Annotated in this window: 23 protein-coding genes and 1 pseudogene; 10 read left to right on the forward strand and 14 right to left on the reverse strand. The window is 64.5% G+C overall.

The genetic code is table 11. The features are described from left to right. Window positions 1–87: 87 nt before the first annotated feature. From QFZ42_RS17565 to QFZ42_RS17575, 3 genes are read right to left on the reverse strand one after another with little or no spacing between them, the layout of a single operon-like run. Window positions 88–273 (reverse strand): hypothetical protein, encoded by a 186-nt coding sequence (locus tag QFZ42_RS17565; protein ID WP_307702184.1) that lies wholly within the window; start codon window positions 271–273, stop codon window positions 88–90. After that, window positions 270–518 (reverse strand): hypothetical protein, encoded by a 249-nt coding sequence (locus tag QFZ42_RS17570; RefSeq protein ID WP_307702185.1) that lies wholly within the window; start codon window positions 516–518, stop codon window positions 270–272. The genes QFZ42_RS17565 and QFZ42_RS17570 overlap by 4 nt, the downstream gene beginning before the upstream one ends. Continuing rightward, window positions 515–979 (reverse strand): hypothetical protein, encoded by a 465-nt coding sequence (locus tag QFZ42_RS17575; protein ID WP_307702186.1) that lies wholly within the window; start codon window positions 977–979, stop codon window positions 515–517. Before QFZ42_RS17575 ends, QFZ42_RS17570 begins: the two co-directional genes overlap by 4 nt. 20 nt (window positions 980–999) lie before the next feature. Between QFZ42_RS17575 and QFZ42_RS17580 the strand changes: the two genes are divergently transcribed. The 6 genes and pseudogenes from QFZ42_RS17580 to QFZ42_RS17605 all read left to right on the forward strand — a co-directional run bounded on the left by QFZ42_RS17580 (window position 1,000) and on the right by QFZ42_RS17605 (window position 4,908). Further along, entirely contained in the window at window positions 1,000–1,653 is a 654-nt protein-coding gene (locus QFZ42_RS17580) for a hypothetical protein (RefSeq protein ID WP_307702187.1), read from the forward strand. Further along, on the forward strand, window positions 1,650–2,099 hold the full coding sequence (locus QFZ42_RS17585; protein WP_307702188.1) for a ribonuclease H family protein: 450 nt from the start codon (window positions 1,650–1,652) through the stop codon (window positions 2,097–2,099). The genes QFZ42_RS17580 and QFZ42_RS17585 overlap by 4 nt, the downstream gene beginning before the upstream one ends. Continuing rightward, the gene (locus tag QFZ42_RS17590; protein WP_307702189.1) at window positions 2,096–2,308 is read left to right on the forward strand and encodes a DUF4224 domain-containing protein; all 213 of its coding nucleotides are present in this window, start codon (window positions 2,096–2,098) and stop codon (window positions 2,306–2,308) included. The genes QFZ42_RS17585 and QFZ42_RS17590 overlap by 4 nt, the downstream gene beginning before the upstream one ends. A gap of 44 nt (window positions 2,309–2,352) precedes the next feature. Continuing rightward, on the forward strand, window positions 2,353–3,441 hold the full coding sequence (locus tag QFZ42_RS17595; RefSeq protein WP_307704263.1) for a tyrosine-type recombinase/integrase: 1,089 nt from the start codon (window positions 2,353–2,355) through the stop codon (window positions 3,439–3,441). Between the two features lie 423 nt (window positions 3,442–3,864). Further along, window positions 3,865–4,122, forward strand: a pseudogene (locus QFZ42_RS17600) (helix-turn-helix domain-containing protein); the annotation flags it as partial. A 513-nt stretch (window positions 4,123–4,635) separates the two neighbouring features. Beyond that, window positions 4,636–4,908: a hypothetical protein gene (locus tag QFZ42_RS17605; RefSeq protein WP_307702190.1), complete on the forward strand. Its 273-nt coding sequence runs from the start codon at window positions 4,636–4,638 to the stop codon at window positions 4,906–4,908. A gap of 85 nt (window positions 4,909–4,993) precedes the next feature. Here the strand turns inward: QFZ42_RS17605 and QFZ42_RS17610 are convergent, their stop codons facing one another. Continuing rightward, a complete protein-coding gene (locus QFZ42_RS17610; protein ID WP_307702191.1) occupies window positions 4,994–5,392 on the reverse strand; it encodes a hypothetical protein in 399 nt (132 codons plus the stop codon). Window positions 5,393–5,666: 274 nt separating this feature from the next. Between QFZ42_RS17610 and QFZ42_RS17615 the strand changes: the two genes are divergently transcribed. Next, window positions 5,667–5,846, forward strand: coding sequence for a hypothetical protein (locus QFZ42_RS17615; RefSeq protein WP_307702192.1), 180 nt, complete (start codon window positions 5,667–5,669; stop codon window positions 5,844–5,846). Between the two features lie 67 nt (window positions 5,847–5,913). Here the strand turns inward: QFZ42_RS17615 and QFZ42_RS17620 are convergent, their stop codons facing one another. The 5 genes from QFZ42_RS17620 to orn form a co-directional block, all read right to left on the reverse strand. Further along, window positions 5,914–6,372, reverse strand: a complete 459-nt coding sequence (locus QFZ42_RS17620; RefSeq protein WP_307702193.1) for an acyl-CoA thioesterase — start codon at window positions 6,370–6,372, stop codon at window positions 5,914–5,916. Window positions 6,373–6,374: 2 nt separating this feature from the next. Beyond that, on the reverse strand, window positions 6,375–6,902 hold the full coding sequence (locus tag QFZ42_RS17625; protein WP_307702194.1) for a MarR family winged helix-turn-helix transcriptional regulator: 528 nt from the start codon (window positions 6,900–6,902) through the stop codon (window positions 6,375–6,377). Further along, on the reverse strand, window positions 6,902–7,678 hold the full coding sequence (locus QFZ42_RS17630) for an SDR family NAD(P)-dependent oxidoreductase (RefSeq protein WP_307702195.1): 777 nt from the start codon (window positions 7,676–7,678) through the stop codon (window positions 6,902–6,904). Before QFZ42_RS17630 ends, QFZ42_RS17625 begins: the two co-directional genes overlap by 1 nt. Before the next feature lie 251 nt (window positions 7,679–7,929). Beyond that, a complete protein-coding gene (locus QFZ42_RS17635) occupies window positions 7,930–9,879 on the reverse strand; it encodes a DEAD/DEAH box helicase (protein WP_307702196.1) in 1,950 nt (649 codons plus the stop codon). Between the two features lie 245 nt (window positions 9,880–10,124). Beyond that, window positions 10,125–10,721, reverse strand: a complete 597-nt coding sequence (orn, locus tag QFZ42_RS17640; protein ID WP_307702197.1) for an oligoribonuclease — start codon at window positions 10,719–10,721, stop codon at window positions 10,125–10,127. 59 nt (window positions 10,722–10,780) lie between these two features. Here orn and QFZ42_RS17645 point away from each other — a divergent pair, with 59 nt between their 5' ends. Genes QFZ42_RS17645 through rsgA form a run of 3 tightly spaced genes read left to right on the forward strand, consistent with a single transcriptional unit; the run spans window position 10,781 to window position 13,397 of the window. Then, the gene (locus tag QFZ42_RS17645) at window positions 10,781–12,046 is read left to right on the forward strand and encodes a M48 family metallopeptidase (protein ID WP_307702198.1); all 1,266 of its coding nucleotides are present in this window, start codon (window positions 10,781–10,783) and stop codon (window positions 12,044–12,046) included. 31 nt (window positions 12,047–12,077) lie between these two features. Further along, complete coding sequence (locus QFZ42_RS17650; RefSeq protein WP_307702199.1) at window positions 12,078–12,425, forward strand: 4a-hydroxytetrahydrobiopterin dehydratase; 348 nt, start codon at window positions 12,078–12,080, stop codon at window positions 12,423–12,425. A 15-nt stretch (window positions 12,426–12,440) separates the two neighbouring features. Beyond that, entirely contained in the window at window positions 12,441–13,397 is a 957-nt protein-coding gene (gene rsgA / locus QFZ42_RS17655; protein WP_307702200.1) for a ribosome small subunit-dependent GTPase A, read from the forward strand. Here rsgA and QFZ42_RS17660 read toward each other — a convergent pair. The 5 genes from QFZ42_RS17660 to rplS form a co-directional block, all read right to left on the reverse strand. Continuing rightward, window positions 13,391–14,425, reverse strand: coding sequence for a hypothetical protein (locus QFZ42_RS17660; RefSeq protein ID WP_307702201.1), 1,035 nt, complete (start codon window positions 14,423–14,425; stop codon window positions 13,391–13,393). The genes rsgA and QFZ42_RS17660 overlap by 7 nt on opposite strands. Window positions 14,426–14,441: 16 nt before the next feature. Further along, window positions 14,442–15,533 carry a histidinol-phosphate transaminase gene (gene hisC / locus QFZ42_RS17665; protein ID WP_307702202.1) on the reverse strand — a complete coding sequence of 364 codons (1,092 nt, stop codon included), beginning with the start codon at window positions 15,531–15,533 and terminating at the stop codon, window positions 14,442–14,444. A 19-nt stretch (window positions 15,534–15,552) separates the two neighbouring features. Further along, window positions 15,553–16,554: a CobD/CbiB family protein gene (locus QFZ42_RS17670; protein WP_307702203.1), complete on the reverse strand. Its 1,002-nt coding sequence runs from the start codon at window positions 16,552–16,554 to the stop codon at window positions 15,553–15,555. Window positions 16,555–16,600: 46 nt separating this feature from the next. After that, window positions 16,601–17,320, reverse strand: coding sequence for a CoA pyrophosphatase (locus QFZ42_RS17675; protein ID WP_307702204.1), 720 nt, complete (start codon window positions 17,318–17,320; stop codon window positions 16,601–16,603). Between the two features lie 158 nt (window positions 17,321–17,478). After that, window positions 17,479–17,856, reverse strand: coding sequence for a 50S ribosomal protein L19 (gene rplS / locus QFZ42_RS17680; protein WP_124463410.1), 378 nt, complete (start codon window positions 17,854–17,856; stop codon window positions 17,479–17,481). Between the last annotated feature and the right edge of the window lie 37 nt (window positions 17,857–17,893).

Raw genomic sequence — 17,893 nt, forward strand, 5'->3', positions numbered from 1 at the left:
AAACCCAGATACCGCGGCGGCACCCGACTGAGCAAGCGGGAGTTCGTTGATCAGCCGTGGCTGTGCGGGATGCTGACATTGAGGACTTTAGAAGGAAGGAGCCAGCTCGGCCTGTGGGAGGCGCGTCCAACCGCGCTGCCCATCCCAGAGATAGGCGCCATTGGTGCTGCGCGGCTTTTCGGTGGTCCCGCAGCGGTGGATCTTGTCCGAGGCAATGAACTTCTCGGGCTTGATCTCAACGCCATGGGCGCGGGCGAAGTCAAGGAAGCTCATGGGTAGACAAACCTCTTGCCGCAGTCGCAGGTTTCCAGCTTCACGCCGGCAGTCCGCATGCGGCACTCCGACACGAAAACGTGCTCGGGCTCATCGTCAAACTTGAACATCTCGCCGGTCATGGGGTGCTCGCGCACCGTGGAAACCCATCGCCCCACCGGACAGCTGAAGCGCTCGGAACCGGTGCCAGGTATCGGAGAACCATCGGCGGCAAACCAGCCCCATGTTTTTCCTTCGTTGCTCATGCGGTCGCAGCCTCCTTCCGACGCTGCGCCGCGGCTGCAATGTGGTGGCTCTGCCGCTTGCCCTTGAGTCGCTTGGCGAGCGCATCAGACACGTCCACCACGGGCGCCGCATCAGCGCGCCACGTTGAAGGCGGCGGGCTGCCGGTGATTTCCCTGAACTGCATGTACGGGTAGCCGTCTTTTGACTTCACCCAGTCCGTACGCTTCGCGAAGGTGCAAAGCTGGTTCCACAGGTCTTGCTTCGTGCCGGCGAACGGCACCTTGCCGAGGAAGATCTCTTGCATCTCGCCGGCCTCGTGGGCAACGCCGAATGCGAGAACGCCAGCGCTCCATTGGGCGTGGCCTCGGAAGTGCTCGACCTCGTGCTTTCTGGCTTCGATGACCCAGCCCTTCACGGTGCATCCCGACTGCTGGACCTGGCAAAAGAGCGCCTCGATTTCGAAGTGGAAGGCCGCCTCCATAGCCTGAATGGGGTCAAGTGATGCAGGCCCCATCAATTCCGGGCGTCGAGTTCGACGCAGGCGTGGGCGGCGATCACTACGTCGGCAGCGCCCAGGCGCTGATCGCGGCCGGCCTCATTACCCAGGCACACATCCCGCAGGTCGCATCTGTGACCTTCTTCAACGGCGTGCAAGTCGATGGCCGGAAGGTCAAGGGCATGCAGGACGAACGCTGGATGCAGGTTCGGTACGTGGGCCGCAGCCTCCGGGTCACGAAGGGGATCACGCGCAAAGAGCGAGCCCGCCGCGAGGAAGCGCGCAGGCAGGAAGCGGAAGAACTGGCCCGCACCGCACCGAAGAAAGATCCAGGCTTCGACGGCGCGCGGGCAATGAACTACAAGGCAAGCGCGGCATTCGTGATCGGAGACGAAGTTTTCGCCTACGGCCACGCCGCCACTGTGACCAGCACGTACAAGTTGCATCGCGTGAGAGATGACGAGGGGGAATTCAGCAACGGGGAAACCCGCGGCGACTACGTCCCCGGCTACCTGTGCCGCCTCAACGAAAGCGGGGAGGAATTCTTCTATCCGGCGCACGCCGTGCGGGCGAAGTCCGGGGCGGTGGGCCATCTTCGACTGGTGTCCGGCGCCGGCCAGCGTCGGGAAATCGGTTTCTCGATTCGGAGTCTCGCATGATCGAGATCTACACCGATGGGTCTTGCTGGCCCAACCCGAGCGCCAACGGCGGCTGGAGCTTCGTCGTGTACGAGAACGGCCACGAGCTCTGCACCTTCAGCGGCAAGGCCGACAGTCTCACCTCGAGCAATCGCATGGAGCAAACCGCCATGCTGCGCGCCCTGCTGTGGCTCGGCGACCGTCCCGCAGTGCTGCACAGCGACAGCCGCTATGTGGTCGATGGCCTCAATCTGTGGTCTGCGAAGTGGCAGCGCAACGGCTGGACGCGCAAGGACAAGGCCACCAAGAAGATCTGCGATGTGATGAACGCCGATCTCTGGCAAGTGATGGTGATTGCCCGCCAGCGTCAGCATGAGGTGCGCTGGGTCAAGGGGCACGCCGGCCACATCGGCAACGAGCGTGCGGATGGGCTCGCCGAAGCCGCGCGCGTCGGAATAGCTGCATGAGCGAACATCTATTCCTCAGCGATGCCGATCTAGCGAAGCTGACCGGCTTCAAGATCAAGTCCAAGCAAATCGATTGGCTGCGGACAGAAGGCTTGCCCTTCCGCATCAGCGCGACCGGCCATCCGGTCGTGACCCGTTCGGCGGTCGAGGGGCGCGAAGATTCCGCGACGGCCGAAATCAGCTGGACGCCCGGCTTGGTCGGAGGCTGATCGTGGGCCGCAAACCATCACGGTGGGGCAACCTGCCGCGGGGGATGCGCGCGCGGCCGCGCGGCAACCTCATCCACTACTACCTCGACACGGGCGGCAAGCCCCGCAAGGAAATCCCGCTCGGGTCGGACTACGCGCTTGCCGTCAAGAAGTGGGGCGAACTCGCCGTGCAGCCGCGGCCCGAAGGCGTGCAGCCGGCCAGCGAAGGCACGTTCGCGGCGGTCGTTCAGGCCTACTGGAAGGACATCATCCCAACGAAGGAGCCGCGCACCCGCCGAGACAACGAGAAAGAGCGCGTCTGGATCCTGCGCTTCTTCAACACGCCACCGGCGCCCATCGACAAGATCGAGCCCCAGCACATTCAGCAGTACCTCAACTGGCGCGTGAAGGAGGCCGTGAAAGCTGCAGAGGCCCGCAACGCCGCGCGGGTGAAGGCCGGGCGTGCGTCGGTGCCGATCCCACCGAAGTACGGCCAGGTACGCGCCAATCGCGAGAAGGCGCTGATCTCGCACATCTGGAACTATGCGCGATCAACAGGGAAGACCAAGCTCCCCAACCCGTGCGCCGGCATCAAGGGGTTCCGCGAGACCGGGCGCGATGTCTATGTGGACGACGAGCTATTCGAGCGCGTCAAACAGCACGCCGATAAGCCGCTCGAGTTCGCGATGCGGCTTGCGGACACTACCGGCCAGCGGCCGGCTGATGTGCTGGGCATGAGCGAAGAGCACATTCGCGGCCAATACCTGGGCGTGAAGCAGGGCAAGACGAAGGCGAAGCTGCGCATCATGGTCGAGAACGACCTCGAAACGCTGATCGAGGAAATCCGGGCCTACAAGGCCGGTCTTCCGAAGCAGGCGCCTCCGCTATTGGTGAACGAGCGTGGCAACCCGCTCACCGCGGCAATGCTGCGCAAACGCTTCGACAAGGCCAGGAAGGCTGCAGGCATTGACATCGCAACATTTCAATTCCGTGACCTGCGCGCGAAGGCCGCCACGGATGCCGACGACTCCACCGGCATCAAGGATGCGCAATCGCTGCTGGGCCATGCCACCGAAGAGATGACCGCCAAATACATCCGGCACAAGCTCGGCAAGAAGGTGCGCATCGGCACCTCGAAAAAGGAGTCGGAATAGGTGTGCATTTTGTTCCGCAAATTTTCCGACCCCCGCGCCGATGCTGGGTTTCAAGACCGCGACATTGCAGCGATTGCGGAACAAAATCTTAGCTAAGTTGTTGATGTTGCTTGTGAAGTCTGTGGACTCTTAATCCGTAGGTCGAGTGTTCGAGTCACTCAGGGCCCACCACCAACACCAAGAACGGTCGAAACCAAGCATCCATGCAGGTTTCGGCCGTTTTTCTTTGTGCTCCTTACGGATTGCGCTGACGCGCCGAACGCCATGATTTCTTGGGGTTTGGCGCAATTTTGGCGCAACGGAGACTCAGCGCCCATTGTTGATTGCCGCCGAAAATTGACCCGGCTAACGCACTAATTTCCGTCTAAGACTGACCCACGTAAAACTCTACCCTGCTCATTTTTAAGGCAGGGGATCCTAGGAGTGATAGACGTGGCGACATTGAGTGTCATCAGACGCTGGGCCCTGCGCGAGCAGATGTCCATTCGCGAGATAGCCAGGCGTACAGGCCTGTCTCGCAACACCGTAAAGAAGTACCTGCGAGCGGGCGAAGAAGCGCCGCGCTACACCAAGCGGGCGAGCTCGAGCAAGCTCGATCCCTATGCCGACAAGCTCGCGAACTGGCTCGCGATCGAGGCCACCAAATCGCGGAAACAGCGGCGCAATCTGCGGCAGATCCACACAAGGAGAACATCAAGCACTTATCCACACCGTGAAGCCTTCGGGCTCACAAAGCGGGTGGGTCAGTATTCGATGGAAATCTCGGGTCAGAGATCGGTGGAATCCAACAAGCCAGGAGAACTGCCGATGAAGTTGGCGACTACAAGGCGACGTCAGTTAGTTATTGCCGATATGTACTACCAAATGTGTACAACTTTGCTTCGTGCCGCCCTCCCGCGCACCGCTCACAGAGGGTGAGTTCTCCACCATTGCGGTGGATAAGACAGTGGACAAGCATGTGCGCATCGCCCGGGAACGTTGCTACGCCCGCGTCGCGACGCTGCGCCTGCAAAAGCGGCACTGCCTCCAAGCGCCACCGGCCGAGACACCGTCGGCATCGAGGGCAACACGGCTACAGCCGCCCGTATGAAGAGCTTCTTTTAATGTGAAAAGGTCACATTTTTTACCCCGGTCGGCCACACTGATGAGCTCGGAAAGACGGAAGCTCCTGGGTTTCGAACAGGGGTGAACGCCATGCTCAATCAAATCATCCACAACGCGACGATCACGCTGCTGTTGCCGCTCGACATGAGCGCCAGCGAGGAACTCGCGGCGCTTCGATCCGCGGGCATTCCAGTCGACGAGCTGGGCAATGCGACATCGGGCTATCTGTTTGTGCGCGCCACGGGCCGCAGCGATCACCGGACGAACACCTTCCGCTGGTTTGCCACCGGCATCGGCGGGCCCCCTGCCGATGCGAGCAGGCCGACGCCGGTGCCTGCGGAAAGCCATGCTGCGGCGTGGTGATCGTCCTCTCGGCCCACGGGTCGGCCGATGAACGCCTTTCTTTGGTCTGTCCGCCTGTCGCCGGCAGCGAGCCACTGGGCTCTGGTCAGCCCGCCAACCACTGCTCCGCGAAGCGCGACAGCAACTCGCGGTTCTCGCTCACCTCCGAAAGCAGATATCGCCGCGCATGTTCCTGGGCCAGTTCGCTGGACAAGAACCACTGCTCGCGCGCTGGATCGCCCTGCGGGGGCGGGGTGCCCCACACGGTGCTCTCGCCGAGAAAGGCTTCTGTGACGGGCAGGCGCCCGTCGGTTCGGCCCAGATCCGACAATGGATTGCTCGGACCGCCAAGCTCGACGCGGGCATGAACGGCATCGCCCTCCACCGTGATGGAAGCACCCAGCCCACCCTCTTGGTGGACTTGCCACAGTTGCTCGGCGGAAGCGTGGCGAACCCAGCTTTCCAACGCCCGCCTCAGGCTTTCGCAGATGATTTCTTTGTTCATACGGCACTATTTCACATTTTTATCAACTGATTTCTCCGTCAGCCCTCCGGACTCGCACGGATGGGCAGCTGGGCATGGCATCGTCAGACTTGCTGTCACGCATCGCAAAAAGAACAAGAACCACGACGATGGGGGACCATAAGGTCGAAGCTCAAGCTCGTTGCACCCGCCTTGGCGGGTATTTTTTTGTCTGCCTCTCGAGGCACCGCGAATCGAGGCCGGCCGAGTGCGCCGGAGGGCCGGCAACATTGCCGCCTGCGCTATATTTCCTCTCATGGAAAAGGCTTCCGATTTTGGCAAACCCACTGTTCCCATCGACCTGATTGGTCCGGAACATTGGACCCGTTCGAAACGCCGCAGCGGTCGCGCCACCAAGGTGATCTGCCTGATCATCGGTGGCTTGGCAACCGCGGGGATCGTCGCCTACGGCGTTTTCGGGGGCTTCAGCCGCTGACCTCCTGCCACTCTGGGCACTGCGGTTCTCCGCTCGCCATCAACAACCGGGTCAGTCGTTTCTCGCTTCAGACGGCAGTAGAAGAAGGCGATGTGCGCAGGATGGCCGCGCGCAAGTCCTGCGGTATCTCCACGGCGCGATGACTGTCGAGCGAGGTGGTCACGAGCACTTGCTTCACCTGCATGCGCAGTTCGCCGCTCGCCGGGTCGAAGCAGCGCAAGACGAGCGTCATCGAGCGCGAACCCAGCCTCTCCACCGCCAAGCCCAGCGCGACGTGGTCGCCCATGCGGCTCACGGCGCGAAAGTCGGCCTCGAGCCGCACCGTAGGCAGGCCGATGCGCCGCTCGGCAATGAGCGCGTGGTAGTCGATGCCGAGCCCTTCTCCCACCCAGTCTTCCACCAGGCCGTTGAGCATGACGAAGTACTGCGGATAGAAGACGATGCCCGCTGGATCGCAATCGGAAAATCGGATCATCCGAGGGCGCTGGAACTCGGCCAGGCCCGCTCCGCTTTCGCCGTTGCTCATCGTCAACCCTCCTCGCCGGCTGGCTCGCTGCGCATCACGTGCACGCGCAGTTGGCCAAGCTGCGTATGCATCTGCTTGACGGTCTTCATGTCGAGGCCCGAGAACATCTCCAGGATCCACTGCTCGTGTTCCTTGGCCATGGTTTCGAAGCTCGCGCGGCCCTTCGGCGTGAGGCTCACGATCCACGAGCGGCGGTCATCGGGACTGTGCGCGCGCGCCACCAGGCCATCGCGCTCGAGCTCGTCGGTCAGGCCCGTGACGTTGCCGCCGGTCACCATCAGGTAGCGCGACAGCACGCGCATCTTGAGGCCCTCTTCATAGCGGTAGAGCTGGGCCATGTAGTCGAAACGCGCCAGCGAGATGCCGAAGCGCTCGCGCAGCCGGCGCCGTATCTCGGCCTCGATTTGCGTGGTGCTTGCGAGCATGCGCAGCCACAGCCTGAGCATGGCGTGGTCTTCGCGGCCGGCGCGGGCCTCGTGACCGAGTTCTTCGGCATCGCTGAGCGCGGCGTGCGAGGCATCGTTGCGCATCACATCACCTCCCCGCCCGACACCGAAACCGACTGGCCGGTGACGGATGCCGCACCCTCGCCGCAGAGCCAGCGTACCGCGTCGGCCACCTCGGCGGGCTGCACGATGCGCCGTTGTGGGTTGACGCTGGAGAATTCGGCCAATGCATCGGCCTCGCTGCGGCCGGTCTTGCCGACCACGTTGGCGACACTCGCGCGCAGGATGTCGGTGTCGGTGTAGCCGGGGCATACCGCGTTCACCGTGACGCCCTTGCGCGCCACTTCGAGCGCGAGCGAGCGTGTGAGCCCGATCACGCCGTGCTTGGCCGCCGAATAGGCCGCCACGTAGGCATAGCCCTTCTGGCCCGCGGTGCTCGCGATGTTGACGATGCGGCCCCACCCGGCTTCGAGCATGTCGGGCAGCGCGGCTTGCGCGCACAGAAAACTGCCGGTGAGATTCACCGACAGCATCCGTTGCCAGAGTTCCACCGAAGTTTTGAGAAAGGGTGCGCTCTCGGCCGCACCCGCGTTGTTGACGAGGATGGCGAGCGGCCCGCGCTCGGCTCGCGCGAGCGCAACGGCCGACTGCACCGCCTGCGCGTTGGCCACATCGGCGGCGGCGACGCCGTGACCCTGGCCCGCGAGCGACGCAGCCACGCGCTCGAGCGCACCGAGGTCGCGCCCGAGCAGCGTCAGCGTTGCGCCCTCGGCCGCGAGGGTGCGGGCAATTTCGGCCCCGATGCCGCGCGCGGCCCCGGTCACGAGGGCATGGCGGCCGGTCAATGAATTTGCGTGCATACCTGAATGATTTAGTTCTGAACCATTTTACTGCTTGCGGCACATCAGGTTGATATGAGCAGGCGAGCGCGGCACTGCTGACCAGTACGTTGACGGCACTCGATGGATTTCGGCGGATTTCATGAATTTACGCGTCGATCGATCCAGCTGAAAAGCGCTCCTTCAAAACCCGCAACGAAAAAGCCCGCGCTTCTTGCGAAGCGCGGGCTTTTTTTTGGGGCGAAGCGGCCGTAGGGCCGCTCCGAAATGCATCAGCGCGTGGGCTTGAACGCACGCTTCTGGGCGTCGCGGGGCACGAAGACCTTGCCCGGGCCGCCATGGCCTGCGCCATTGCCGCGCGGAGCGAATCCTTCGCGGGGTGCGAAGCCTTCACGGGGCGCAAAGCCGCCGCCTTCGCCGCGGCCACCACCGTGGTGGCCATGGCCCTGGCCGCCGCGCGGAGCGCTGTCGCCCCAGCCCGGCTTGCGGCCGTAGCCTGCGCCACCGCCGTTGCTGCCACCGTCGTCGCGACCGCCGCCGAAGCCGGCGTTGTTGCCGCCCTGGAAGCCGCGGGGGCCTTGGCCCTGGGCCGGACCGCGTGCGTTGCGGTCGTTGAAGCCGCTGGCACCGGCGTAGCCGCCGCTGTTGCCGCCGGCATTGCCGCCGCGGTAACCACCGCCGCCGCCTGCGCCGCCATTGCCGAACTTGCGGTCGCGCGACTGGTTGTCGCCACGGCCACCGCGGTACTCGCCCATCGGCGGGCGCGATTGCGGCATGCGCTGTTGCGGCTCGAGGCCGGCAACCACTTCAGCCTTGAACTGCTGGCGGCTGTATTGCTCGATGTCCATGATCTTGCGGCGATCGCGGAACTCGGCAAACGTGATGGCCAGGCCGTCGCGGCCTGCACGGCCGGTGCGGCCGATGCGGTGGGTGTAGTCCTCGGCCTTCATCGGCAGGCCGAAGTTGAAGACGTGGGTGATGGTCGGCACGTCGATGCCGCGGGCGGCAACGTCGGTGGCCACCAGGATCTGGACCTGGCCTTGGCGCAGCGCCATCAGGCGGCGATTGCGCAGGCCCTGGCTCAGGGCGCCGTGCAGCGCCACGGCGCTGAAGCCTTCTTGCTGCAGGTCGTTGGCGAGGCCGTCGCACTCGACTTGCGTGCTGGCGAACACGATCGCCTGGTTGATGCTGGTGTCACGCAGCCAGTGGTCGAGCAGCTTGCGCTTGTGCTGGCTGTTGTCGGCCCAGTACAGCGATTGCTTGATGTTGGCGTGCTTCTCTTGCGGGCTGTCGATCGTGATGCGTTGCGGCTCGCGCATGACGCGCTGGGCCAGCTGCTGGATGCGCGGCGCGAAGGTGGCGCTGAACATCATGGTCTGCTGGCGCTCGATGGTGAGCTGGTTCACTTCAGCCAGGTCATCCGAGAAGCCGAGGTCGAGCATGCGGTCGGCTTCGTCGACCACCAGGAACTTGACCTGGTCGAGCTTGAGCTGCTGCGAGCGCTGCAGGTCGAGCAGGCGGCCGGGCGTGGCCACCACGAGGTCGGCGTTCTGCAGCTTGGCAATCTGCAGCTGGTAAGGCATGCCGCCCACCACGTTGGCAACGCGCAGGCCGCGGCAATGGCGGACCAGTTCGATGGCGTCGTGCGCAACTTGCTGCGCGAGTTCGCGCGTCGGGCAGAGGATCAGGGCGCCAGGGGTGGCGGCCTTGAAATGGCGCGCGTTGGTCGGGTCCTTGCGCTTCGGCTTCTTGGGCACGGCTTCGCCGCGGGCTGCGGCTTCGGCGGCCAGGCGCTGGAATTCGGCCTTGGCTTCGGCTTCGGCTTCGGCCTGGCGCTTGAGCAGCGTGTGCAGCACGGGCAGCAGGAAAGCGGCGGTCTTGCCCGAACCGGTCTGGCTCGAGACCATCAGGTCGACGAAACGGGCCTTGCCGTCCTGGCCGGCTTCACCGCCCATGGCGAGGGGAATCACCTTGTCTTGCACGGTGGTGGGCTGGGTAAAGCCCAGGTCGGCCACGGCGGCGATCAGTTCCGGCGCGAGGCCTAGCTTGATGAAGCCGTTGGGAATGCGGGCTTCCTCGGCCACGGCAGCTTCGGGAGCAGCGGCGTCGAGCGCCTCGAGGATCGGCGCTTCGGACACGGTGTCCGCGACGGCGATGAATTCGTTGTTGTTGGTGGATTGCACAGGCGCGAACTCGCCCTGCGCTTCAAAAGCGTCGGTCATGTGAATATCAATCTCAAACGCGAGCGCTGCCGAAGGCGGCGCCCCGTTGGTGGTTAAAAACATCAACCATCCAACGACATTCAACTTCTGGCTTACGCCGGAGGCTGCGGCCCTTTTTGATCAGCGAATGCGATCGGGCGCGGTGTGCAAGATAGGGAGATGCAAGAGACGCTGACCAGAAAACCCAAAATACCGGAACCCGGATCAGCGAAGCCTTCGATTATGGCACGGCTCGGGGTTTTTACCTAATCCGTTAGTCGCAGGAAGGTTTCCCGGTAGTGCGCGAGCTCTTCGATCGATTCGTGCACATCGGCCAGCGCAGTGTGCGCTTGCTGTTTCTTGAAGGAACTGTAGGCAGCGGGCTTCCAGCGCTTGGCAAGCTCCTTCAGGGTGCTCACATCGAGGTTGCGGTAGTGAAAGTACGCCTCGAGCTTGGGCATGAACTTGACCAGGAAGCGCCTGTCCTGCCCGATGGTGTTGCCGCACATCGGCGAGCCGCTGCGGGGAATGTACTTGGCGATGAATTCCAGCAACTGCTGCTCGGCCGCGGCTTCGTCGAACGTGGAAGCCTTCACCTTGTCGATGAGGCCGCTGCGGCCGTGCGTGCCCTTGTTCCAGGCGTCCATGGCGTCGAGCACCGCGTCGCTCTGGTGAATGACCAGCACGGGCCCGTCGATGCGGGGCGTGAGGTCGGGGCCGGTGACGACCACGGCGATCTCGAGCAGGCGCTCTTTCTCGGGGTCGAGGCCGCTCATTTCGCAGTCGAGCCAGACCAGGTTCTGGTCGCTTTTCTTCAGAACCGGGGTGGTCGTGACGATCGTGGGGTCAAGGGATTCGGGCATTACAGGATTGTCGTCGAAGGTCTGCGCCGGCCGGACCCGAGGGCTAAACTCGACGCTTCATGTCCTATTCGCTCATCTTCACCACTGCCTTCGCGGCTGCACTGGTCGCCGGCCTGCTCGTGAAGTTCTGGCTCGCTTCGCGGCAAGTGCGCCATGTCGCACGGCATCGCGGCGCCGTGCCGGCCGCTTTCGAACACACCATCACCCTCGCCGCCCACCAGAAGGCCGCCGACTACACCGTTGCCAAGGCCCGTTTCGGCATGGTCGAGATGGCGTGGAGCACGGCATTGCTGCTGGGCTGGACACTGCTGGGCGGCCTCGATGTGCTCAACAAGCTGCTGCTGGCCTGGCTCGGCGGCGGCATGGTGCAGCAGCTGGCCCTCTTGGCGGCTTTCGCGGCCATCGGCGGCTTGCTCGAACTGCCTTTCACGCTCTGGCAGACCTTCAGGCTCGAAGAGCGCTTCGGCTTCAACAAGATGACGTTTCGCCTCTGGCTGCGCGACACCATCGTCTCCACGCTGATCGGCGCGGCCATCGGGCTGCCGATCGCGGCGCTGATCCTGTGGATCATGGGCACCGCCGGCACCACTTGGTGGCTCTGGGCCTGGGCGGCATGGATGGGCTTCAGCTTGCTGATGATGGTCGTCTTTCCGATGTTCATCGCGCCGCTGTTCAACAAGTTCAAGCCGCTCGACGACCCTACGCTGAAGGAGCGCGTCACGGCGCTGATGAAGCGTTGCGGCTTTCGCGCCAAGGGCCTGTTCGTGATGGATGGCAGCACCCGCAGCGCCCACGCCAATGCGTACTTCACGGGCTTCGGCGCGAGCAAGCGGGTGGTGTTCTACGACACGCTGCTGCGCCAGCTCAATGCCAGCGAAGTCGAGGCCGTGCTCGCGCACGAACTCGGCCATTTCAAGCACCGCCACGTCGTGAAGCGGCTGGTCGCGATGTTTGCGCTGAGCCTCGCGGGCTTCGCGCTGCTGGGCTGGGTGTCGACCCAGGCCTGGTTCTATACGGGGCTGGGCGTGCAGCCCAGCATGGCGGCCACAGCGCCGAACAACGCACTCGCGCTGTTGCTGTTCATGCTCGCGGTCCCGGTGTTCGGCTTCTTTGTCGCGCCGCTGTCGGCATTGCTGTCGCGCAAGCACGAGTTCGAGGCCGATGCGTATGCGGTGGCGCAAACCAGCGGCGCGGACCTGTCGGCCGCGTTGCTCAAACTCTACCAGGACAACGCGTCGACGCTCACGCCCGACCCGGTGTTCGTCAAGTTCTACTATTCCCACCCTCCGGCCTCCGAGCGCCTGGCGCGCATGGCGTCGGCCTGAACAACGATATATCTCCCCGGAAGCCGAGACCATGAGCAGCATGTTCAAGCCCAAAGACTGGAAAGCCATTCCACGCCACGCGCTGAGCGCCACCGAGATCGTTTCCGGTCTCGCCAAGCTCGACGGTTGGAAGCTCAGCGGCGACGGCGCCAACGTCGCCATCGAGAAGACCTTTACCTTCGCCAACTACTTCGAGACCATCGCGTTCGTGAATGCGCTGGCCTTCATCGCCCATACGCAAGACCATCATCCGGACCTGTCGGTGCACTACAACCGCTGCGCCGTGCGCTTCAACACGCACGATGTCGGCGGACTTTCGGTCACGGACTTCGATTGCGCGCGCCAGGCCGATGCGCTCGTAGCCAGCCCGGCGCCGTGATGAGGGAACTCGCCGTTGGCTAAGCCGGGCCGCACCCCCGCCAAGGGGGCCGGCACCTCCGCGCGCATTCTTCTCGACGGCCTGGTCATCGCGAGCCACGGGCGCCATTGCCTGGTCGAAACACCCGCGGGCGAACGCCTGATCTGCCATCCGCGCGGCAAAAAGAGCCAGGCCGTGGTCGGCGACCGCGTGCGCTGGCAGGCGAGCGAAGACGAAGGCACCATCGAAGAGGTCGTGCCGCGCCGCAACCTCTTCTACCGGCAGGACGAGATCCGCACCAAGTCGTTCGCGGCCAATCTCGACCATGTGTTGATCCTGATCGCGGCCGAGCCGGAATTTTCGGAGCATCAGCTGGCGCGTGCGCTGATTGCCGCCCAGGCCCAACGCATCACGCCGATCATCGCGCTCAACAAGAGCGACCTCGCGGAACCCTTCGAACGCGCGTGGAACAAGCTCGCGCCCTACCGCCGCATGCACCATGGCGTGCTGCCGCTCTCGCTCAAGGCGTCTGGCGAAGCCGACTACGCATCGCTGATGAAACTGCTTTCGGGCAAGAGCACGCTGGTGCTGGGCCCTTCGGGCGCCGGCAAGAGCACGCTCATCAACCTGCTGGTGCCTGGCGCCACCGCGTTGACCGGCGAAATTTCGCAGGCGCTGAATTCGGGCAAGCACACCACCACGAGCACCACGTGGTACTGGGTCGACGAAGCACGCACCACCGGCCTGATCGACTCGCCGGGTTTTCAGGAATTCGGGCTCAATCACATCGCGCCGATGCAGCTCGCGAGCCTGATGCCCGACATTGCCGAGCATGCGAACGACTGCAAGTTCTACAACTGCACCCATCTGCACGAGCCGGGCTGCGGCGTGATCGCGAACGTAGATTCGCCCGCCAAGCCGGGGCCGATCAGCGCCACGCGCTACAGGATCTATGGCGAGCTCTTTGCTGAGCTCAGCCAGTCGCGCTACTGAGGCTCGTCGAGCCACTCCCTGTAGGCGTCCCATGCCGGGTCGAACATGACATCCAGCGTGACCGACAGGCCCGTACCCGCTTCGAGCGATCGCGCGTGCGCCAAAGCTGCGAAGGGGTCGGCAACCTGGTAGCTGACGGTGCGAATGCCCTGCTCCAGCACCACGTGCGTGCAGCAGCCCTCCTCGTGCTTTTGCAGCAGCATCGTCAAGCGCTCTTCGTGGCTTTGCGCCTGCTCGAGTTGCTCGCTCGAGTCGACCGGAACGGCTGCGCAGAAGCGGTGCGACAGGTCCGCCCGGGCCACGAGTGCGTTGGCGGCATCGTTGCGAGTCACGACCGCCTTGATCTCGCTGCCGTCTTCGGCCTCGCGCGTGGCTGAAATGCTGGACCAGGCGTGCTCGCCGCCCGGGAACACGCCGGTGTGGCCGAGCTCGCCGCGCCAGCAGGCATCGAACACGGGCGCGAATTCGTCGAGCGGCACGCCGTCGAATGAAGCCTGATCGCCCGCGTCGACAAAGTCGACGGGCCCGATCTTCACTGCGAAGTCGTACTCGCCCAAAATGTGGTCGAGCATGATGAAGCTCATGTGGCGCGCATGGTCCTGCATGTCCATGGGAATCGGTTTGGCGAAACCGATCTCCAGCGCCACCAGGCCCCGGTAGGGCTCATGCTTCACCAGCACGTCGGAGCTGGCCAGCTCGAAGTCGTTCATCCGCATGCTGAAGCCCTCGTCGACCCGACGGCGGAATGCTTCCACTTCGACCTGCGGCAAGGCAGGGGCGCTCCCTACCAGCGCCATCAGGTCCTCGAAGTGGTCCTTGGAGCCATGCGCCGTCAGCACGAGCGTGAACCGAGGCGGATCGCCCATCACTTCGGCAGCCAGATCCGGAAAGAACGGTGCCAGCAGTTCGTTCAGCGCGTCGACCAGGTCGCGCCCGGTCAAGTCATTCAATCTCCGGAGATTGGCGCTCACGGCCTGCCAGAAGGCGGTGCATGCGGCCGCGCGCAGCTCCTCGGTGGTGGTCAACATCGACAAGGCGTTTCCTTCAAGTGTTTTCGAGCAGGATTTCCTGCAGGCGCTGCACCAGCACGCTGCACTGCTCCCGCGTCCCGATGCTGATGCGCAGGTACTGCGCGATGCGTGGCTGCTTGAAATGCCGCACCAGCACTGCGCGCTCGCGCAGTAGCGCCGCCAACTCGGCCGCATCGCGCTGCGGATGGCGCGCGAACACAAAGTTGGTTTGCGAGGGCAAGACTTCGAAGCCCAGGTCTTCGAGCTGCAGGCTGAGGCCTTCGCGGGTATCGACGACCTTGTCGCGCGTGCTGTTGAACCAGGGCTCGTCTTCCAACGCAGCTACGGCGCCCGCCACGGCCAACCGGTCGAGCGGATAGGAATTGAAGCTGTCCTTGACGCGCACGAGCGCGTCGATCAGGTGCGCCTGCCCGCAGGCAAAGCCGGTGCGCAGCCCGGCGAGCGAACGCGACTTGGACAAGGTCTGCACCACCAACAGGTTCGGATACTTTCCGACGAGCGGCAGCGCGCTCTCGCCGCCGAAGTCGACATACGCCTCGTCCACCAGCACCACGCGCTCGGGGCACGCGGCGAGCAGTTGCTCGATGCGCGCGAGCGGCAGCCCGATGCCGGTGGGCGCATTGGGGTTGGCGATAACGAGCCCCGCACAGCCGCGGCGGGCTCTGGTTGCCATGGCATCGACCTCGATGCGCAAGCCTTCGTCGACCGGCAGCAGTTCGCAGCCGATGCCGTAGAGCTGCGCATAGACCCGATAGAAGCTGTAGCTCACGTCGGGCATCAGCAATGGTTCGGCTTGCTGGAAGAAGGCGAAGAATGCATGCGCGAGCACCTCGTCCGAACCGTTGCCGGCAAAGACCTGATCGGCCTGGAGGCCGTGCCGCCGCGCAATCGCCTCGCGCAGCGCGAGCGAGGTGGGATCGGGGTAGCGCTCCAGGCCGTTCGCCGCCGCTTGCTGGATCGCTTCGACAGCGAGCGGCGACGGCGGGTACGGGTTCTCGTTGGTGTTGAGCTTGACGAGATTCGCGATGCGCGGCTGCTCGCCGGGCACATAAGGTTCGAGCGCGCCGACGCGCGGGCTCCAGTAGGCCGGCACTGCGGTGGTCATGGCGCTTTTTCCGGGTCGCTCAGCCGAGCAGGCGAGCCAGCGTGAGCAAGGCCAGCAGCACCATCCACATCACGACCGAGCGCCAGACCAGGCCGACCACGCTGCGCAGATGGCCGGGCTCGGGCTCGCGGCCCGGCGTGCTGCCGCTGTCGGGCGGGCGGTCATCGGCCATCGAATCCCCGGCTTGCGCACGCGGCAGCGGGTCGGTGACCGGAATGGGGCTGAGCGCTCCACCGCCCAGGCGCACGTTCACGGCACCCGAGGTCGCCGCGAGAATCACTCCGTCGTTCTCGCTGCGAAAGCGCCGTGCATCGTTGCGCCAGCAATCGATCGCTTCTTCAAAACTGCCGACGACGGCGAAGCCCAGCGCGGTGATGCGCGCGGGCAGCCAGTCGATCGCATGCCAGGCGCGATCAGCGGCCTTTTGCACCGAGACGCTCGAAGGCTGCACCGCCGCGCCGTTCTTGTGCATCCAGTAGCGCGACACGAATTCGCTCATGCGATAGAACACCGCGCCGGCCGGCCCCAGCCCCATGGCGGCGAGTATCGAGAACCACGCCAGCACGCCGAACACATGGCGATGCGCCGCAATCACCGAATGCTCGATCACGTGGCGCACGATTTCGCTGCGCGGCAGCTCGGCCGCGTCCACGCCCTGCCAGTGCGCCAGCAGCGAGCGCGCGAGCGGCTCGTCGCCTTCGTCGAGCGCATCGCGAATGTCGGTGAAATGATGGCTGAACTGCCGGAACCCGAGCGTGACGTAGAGCACCGCAATGCTCCAGAGCACCGCGAAAGGCAGCCCCAGCGTGTACACCAGCAGCAGGTGAATGCCGAGCGTCAACAGCGTAGGCACGAGCACCGCGAGGCCCCAGGCGACCCATCCGTGATGCGGCTTGCCGGCGTCGAAGTTGCGGCTGGTCCAGCGCGTCCATGCCAGCACGCCGCCATACACCGGATTGTGGGAGGCGAGCGGCCTCACCTGCTCGATCAGCAACGCACACAGGATGGCAAAGAAGCTCATCCTTCGATGATAGCGAGGGAGCCCGGCGGTTCAGGCCGGGACCCGATCAGGCGCTGAGAAAACGGTAGAGATTGCGCAGCATGCCGGCAGTCGCGCCCCACACGAAGCGTTCTTCCGTGCCGTCTTGATAGGGCATCGAGTACCACTCGCGCCGCGTGCCGTCCGGCGCGGGCACGGTATGGCGGCGGTGGTTGGCCGGGTCCATGAGCCAGGCCAGCGGCACTTCGAAGGCCAGTGCCACTTCGTAGGGATTGATGGCCAGCTCGAAGTCGGGCTTCACGAGTGCGACCACGGGCGTCACGACGAACGAAGTGACGGTGGTGTAGGTTGGAAGGCTTCCAAGCACCTCGACGAACTGGGCGGACAAGCCCACTTCTTCCCAGGCCTCGCGCAGCGCAGCCGCCGCAATGTTCGCGTCTTCCGGATCGACGCGGCCCCCTGGAAATGCGACCTGGCCCGAGTGATTCGACAGGTGCGCCGTGCGCTCGGTCAGCAGCACGGTCGCGCCTTGCGGACGCTGCACGATGGGCACCAGCACCGCCGCCTGCGCGGGCGCGCGATCGGTCATGCGGGGCTCGCGCCGAAGCTCGGGCGTCCACTCCGGCGGCGCCGCGAAGCGCCTGCGCAGGCCCTCGGGCGTCAACTGCGCGGGTGCCACGGCGGGCAGGCCGTCCGGACCGCCGACCACGGGCGCCTTGCGCGGGTCGATCGGCAGCAGCGTGGGGGGCACCACGGCATTGACGGGTTCGACGGGTGCAAATTGCATGGGGGCGGTGGAATCGGTCAAGCGAGAGAGTTTCAGTGAAGGAGTAGAGCGTAAAAAAGCGGCGCTGTCTTTTGGGAGCGAGTCTGCAAGAACCATGCACGGCGCACCAACGCAAAAAGCCGCCAGAGCGGCGGCTTTTTGCACGGCAGGAAGACAGCTTACTTGGCAGCAGCCGTCGACTTGCTTGGCAGCTTTTCCTTGATACGTGCCGAGCGGCCGCTGCGTTCGCGCAGGTAGTACAGCTTGGCGCGGCGCACATCGCCGCGGCGCTTGACTTCGATGCCGGCGATCAGCGGGCTGTAGGTCTGGAACGTACGCTCCACGCCTTCGCCGCTGGAGATCTTGCGCACCGTGAAGCCGCTGTTGAGGCCGCGATTGCGCTTGGCGATCACGACGCCTTCGTAGGCCTGCACGCGCTTGCGGGTGCCTTCGACGACGCTCACGCTGACGATGACCGTGTCACCGGGCATGAAATCGGGGATCTTCTTGCCGAGGCGGGCGATTTCTTCCTGCTCGAGGGTTTCGATGAGGTTCATGATTTCCTGATATTCGATCGTGCTCGCGCTACACAAA

The organism is Variovorax paradoxus (genome assembly GCF_030815855.1).
In the GTDB taxonomy this organism is placed as follows: Bacteria; Pseudomonadota; Gammaproteobacteria; order Burkholderiales; family Burkholderiaceae_C; genus Variovorax; species Variovorax paradoxus_M.

Coding starts and splice junctions, on each gene's coding strand:
- QFZ42_RS17565 (WP_307702184.1), bottom strand. CDS start 273: ATGAGCTTCCTTGACTTCGCCCGCGCCCATGGCGTTGAGATCAAGCCC.
- QFZ42_RS17615 (WP_307702192.1), top strand. CDS start 5,667: ATGGAAAAGGCTTCCGATTTTGGCAAACCCACTGTTCCCATCGACCTG.
- QFZ42_RS17620 (WP_307702193.1), bottom strand. CDS start 6,372: ATGAGCAACGGCGAAAGCGGAGCGGGCCTGGCCGAGTTCCAGCGCCCT.
- QFZ42_RS17645 (WP_307702198.1), top strand. CDS start 10,781: ATGTCCTATTCGCTCATCTTCACCACTGCCTTCGCGGCTGCACTGGTC.
- QFZ42_RS17675 (WP_307702204.1), bottom strand. CDS start 17,320: ATGCAATTTGCACCCGTCGAACCCGTCAATGCCGTGGTGCCCCCCACG.
- QFZ42_RS17625 (WP_307702194.1), bottom strand. CDS start 6,902: ATGCGCAACGATGCCTCGCACGCCGCGCTCAGCGATGCCGAAGAACTC.
- orn (WP_307702197.1), bottom strand. CDS start 10,721: ATGCCCGAATCCCTTGACCCCACGATCGTCACGACCACCCCGGTTCTG.
- QFZ42_RS17585 (WP_307702188.1), top strand. CDS start 1,650: ATGATCGAGATCTACACCGATGGGTCTTGCTGGCCCAACCCGAGCGCC.
- QFZ42_RS17605 (WP_307702190.1), top strand. CDS start 4,636: ATGCTCAATCAAATCATCCACAACGCGACGATCACGCTGCTGTTGCCG.
- QFZ42_RS17630 (WP_307702195.1), bottom strand. CDS start 7,678: ATGCACGCAAATTCATTGACCGGCCGCCATGCCCTCGTGACCGGGGCC.
- QFZ42_RS17580 (WP_307702187.1), top strand. CDS start 1,000: ATGCAGGCCCCATCAATTCCGGGCGTCGAGTTCGACGCAGGCGTGGGC.
- QFZ42_RS17650 (WP_307702199.1), top strand. CDS start 12,078: ATGAGCAGCATGTTCAAGCCCAAAGACTGGAAAGCCATTCCACGCCAC.
- hisC (WP_307702202.1), bottom strand. CDS start 15,533: ATGACCACCGCAGTGCCGGCCTACTGGAGCCCGCGCGTCGGCGCGCTC.
- QFZ42_RS17570 (WP_307702185.1), bottom strand. CDS start 518: ATGAGCAACGAAGGAAAAACATGGGGCTGGTTTGCCGCCGATGGTTCT.
- QFZ42_RS17575 (WP_307702186.1), bottom strand. CDS start 979: ATGGAGGCGGCCTTCCACTTCGAAATCGAGGCGCTCTTTTGCCAGGTC.
- QFZ42_RS17635 (WP_307702196.1), bottom strand. CDS start 9,879: ATGACCGACGCTTTTGAAGCGCAGGGCGAGTTCGCGCCTGTGCAATCC.
- QFZ42_RS17660 (WP_307702201.1), bottom strand. CDS start 14,425: ATGTTGACCACCACCGAGGAGCTGCGCGCGGCCGCATGCACCGCCTTC.
- QFZ42_RS17595 (WP_307704263.1), top strand. CDS start 2,353: ATGCGCGCGCGGCCGCGCGGCAACCTCATCCACTACTACCTCGACACG.
- rplS (WP_124463410.1), bottom strand. CDS start 17,856: ATGAACCTCATCGAAACCCTCGAGCAGGAAGAAATCGCCCGCCTCGGC.
- QFZ42_RS17670 (WP_307702203.1), bottom strand. CDS start 16,554: ATGAGCTTCTTTGCCATCCTGTGTGCGTTGCTGATCGAGCAGGTGAGG.
- QFZ42_RS17610 (WP_307702191.1), bottom strand. CDS start 5,392: ATGAACAAAGAAATCATCTGCGAAAGCCTGAGGCGGGCGTTGGAAAGC.
- QFZ42_RS17590 (WP_307702189.1), top strand. CDS start 2,096: ATGAGCGAACATCTATTCCTCAGCGATGCCGATCTAGCGAAGCTGACC.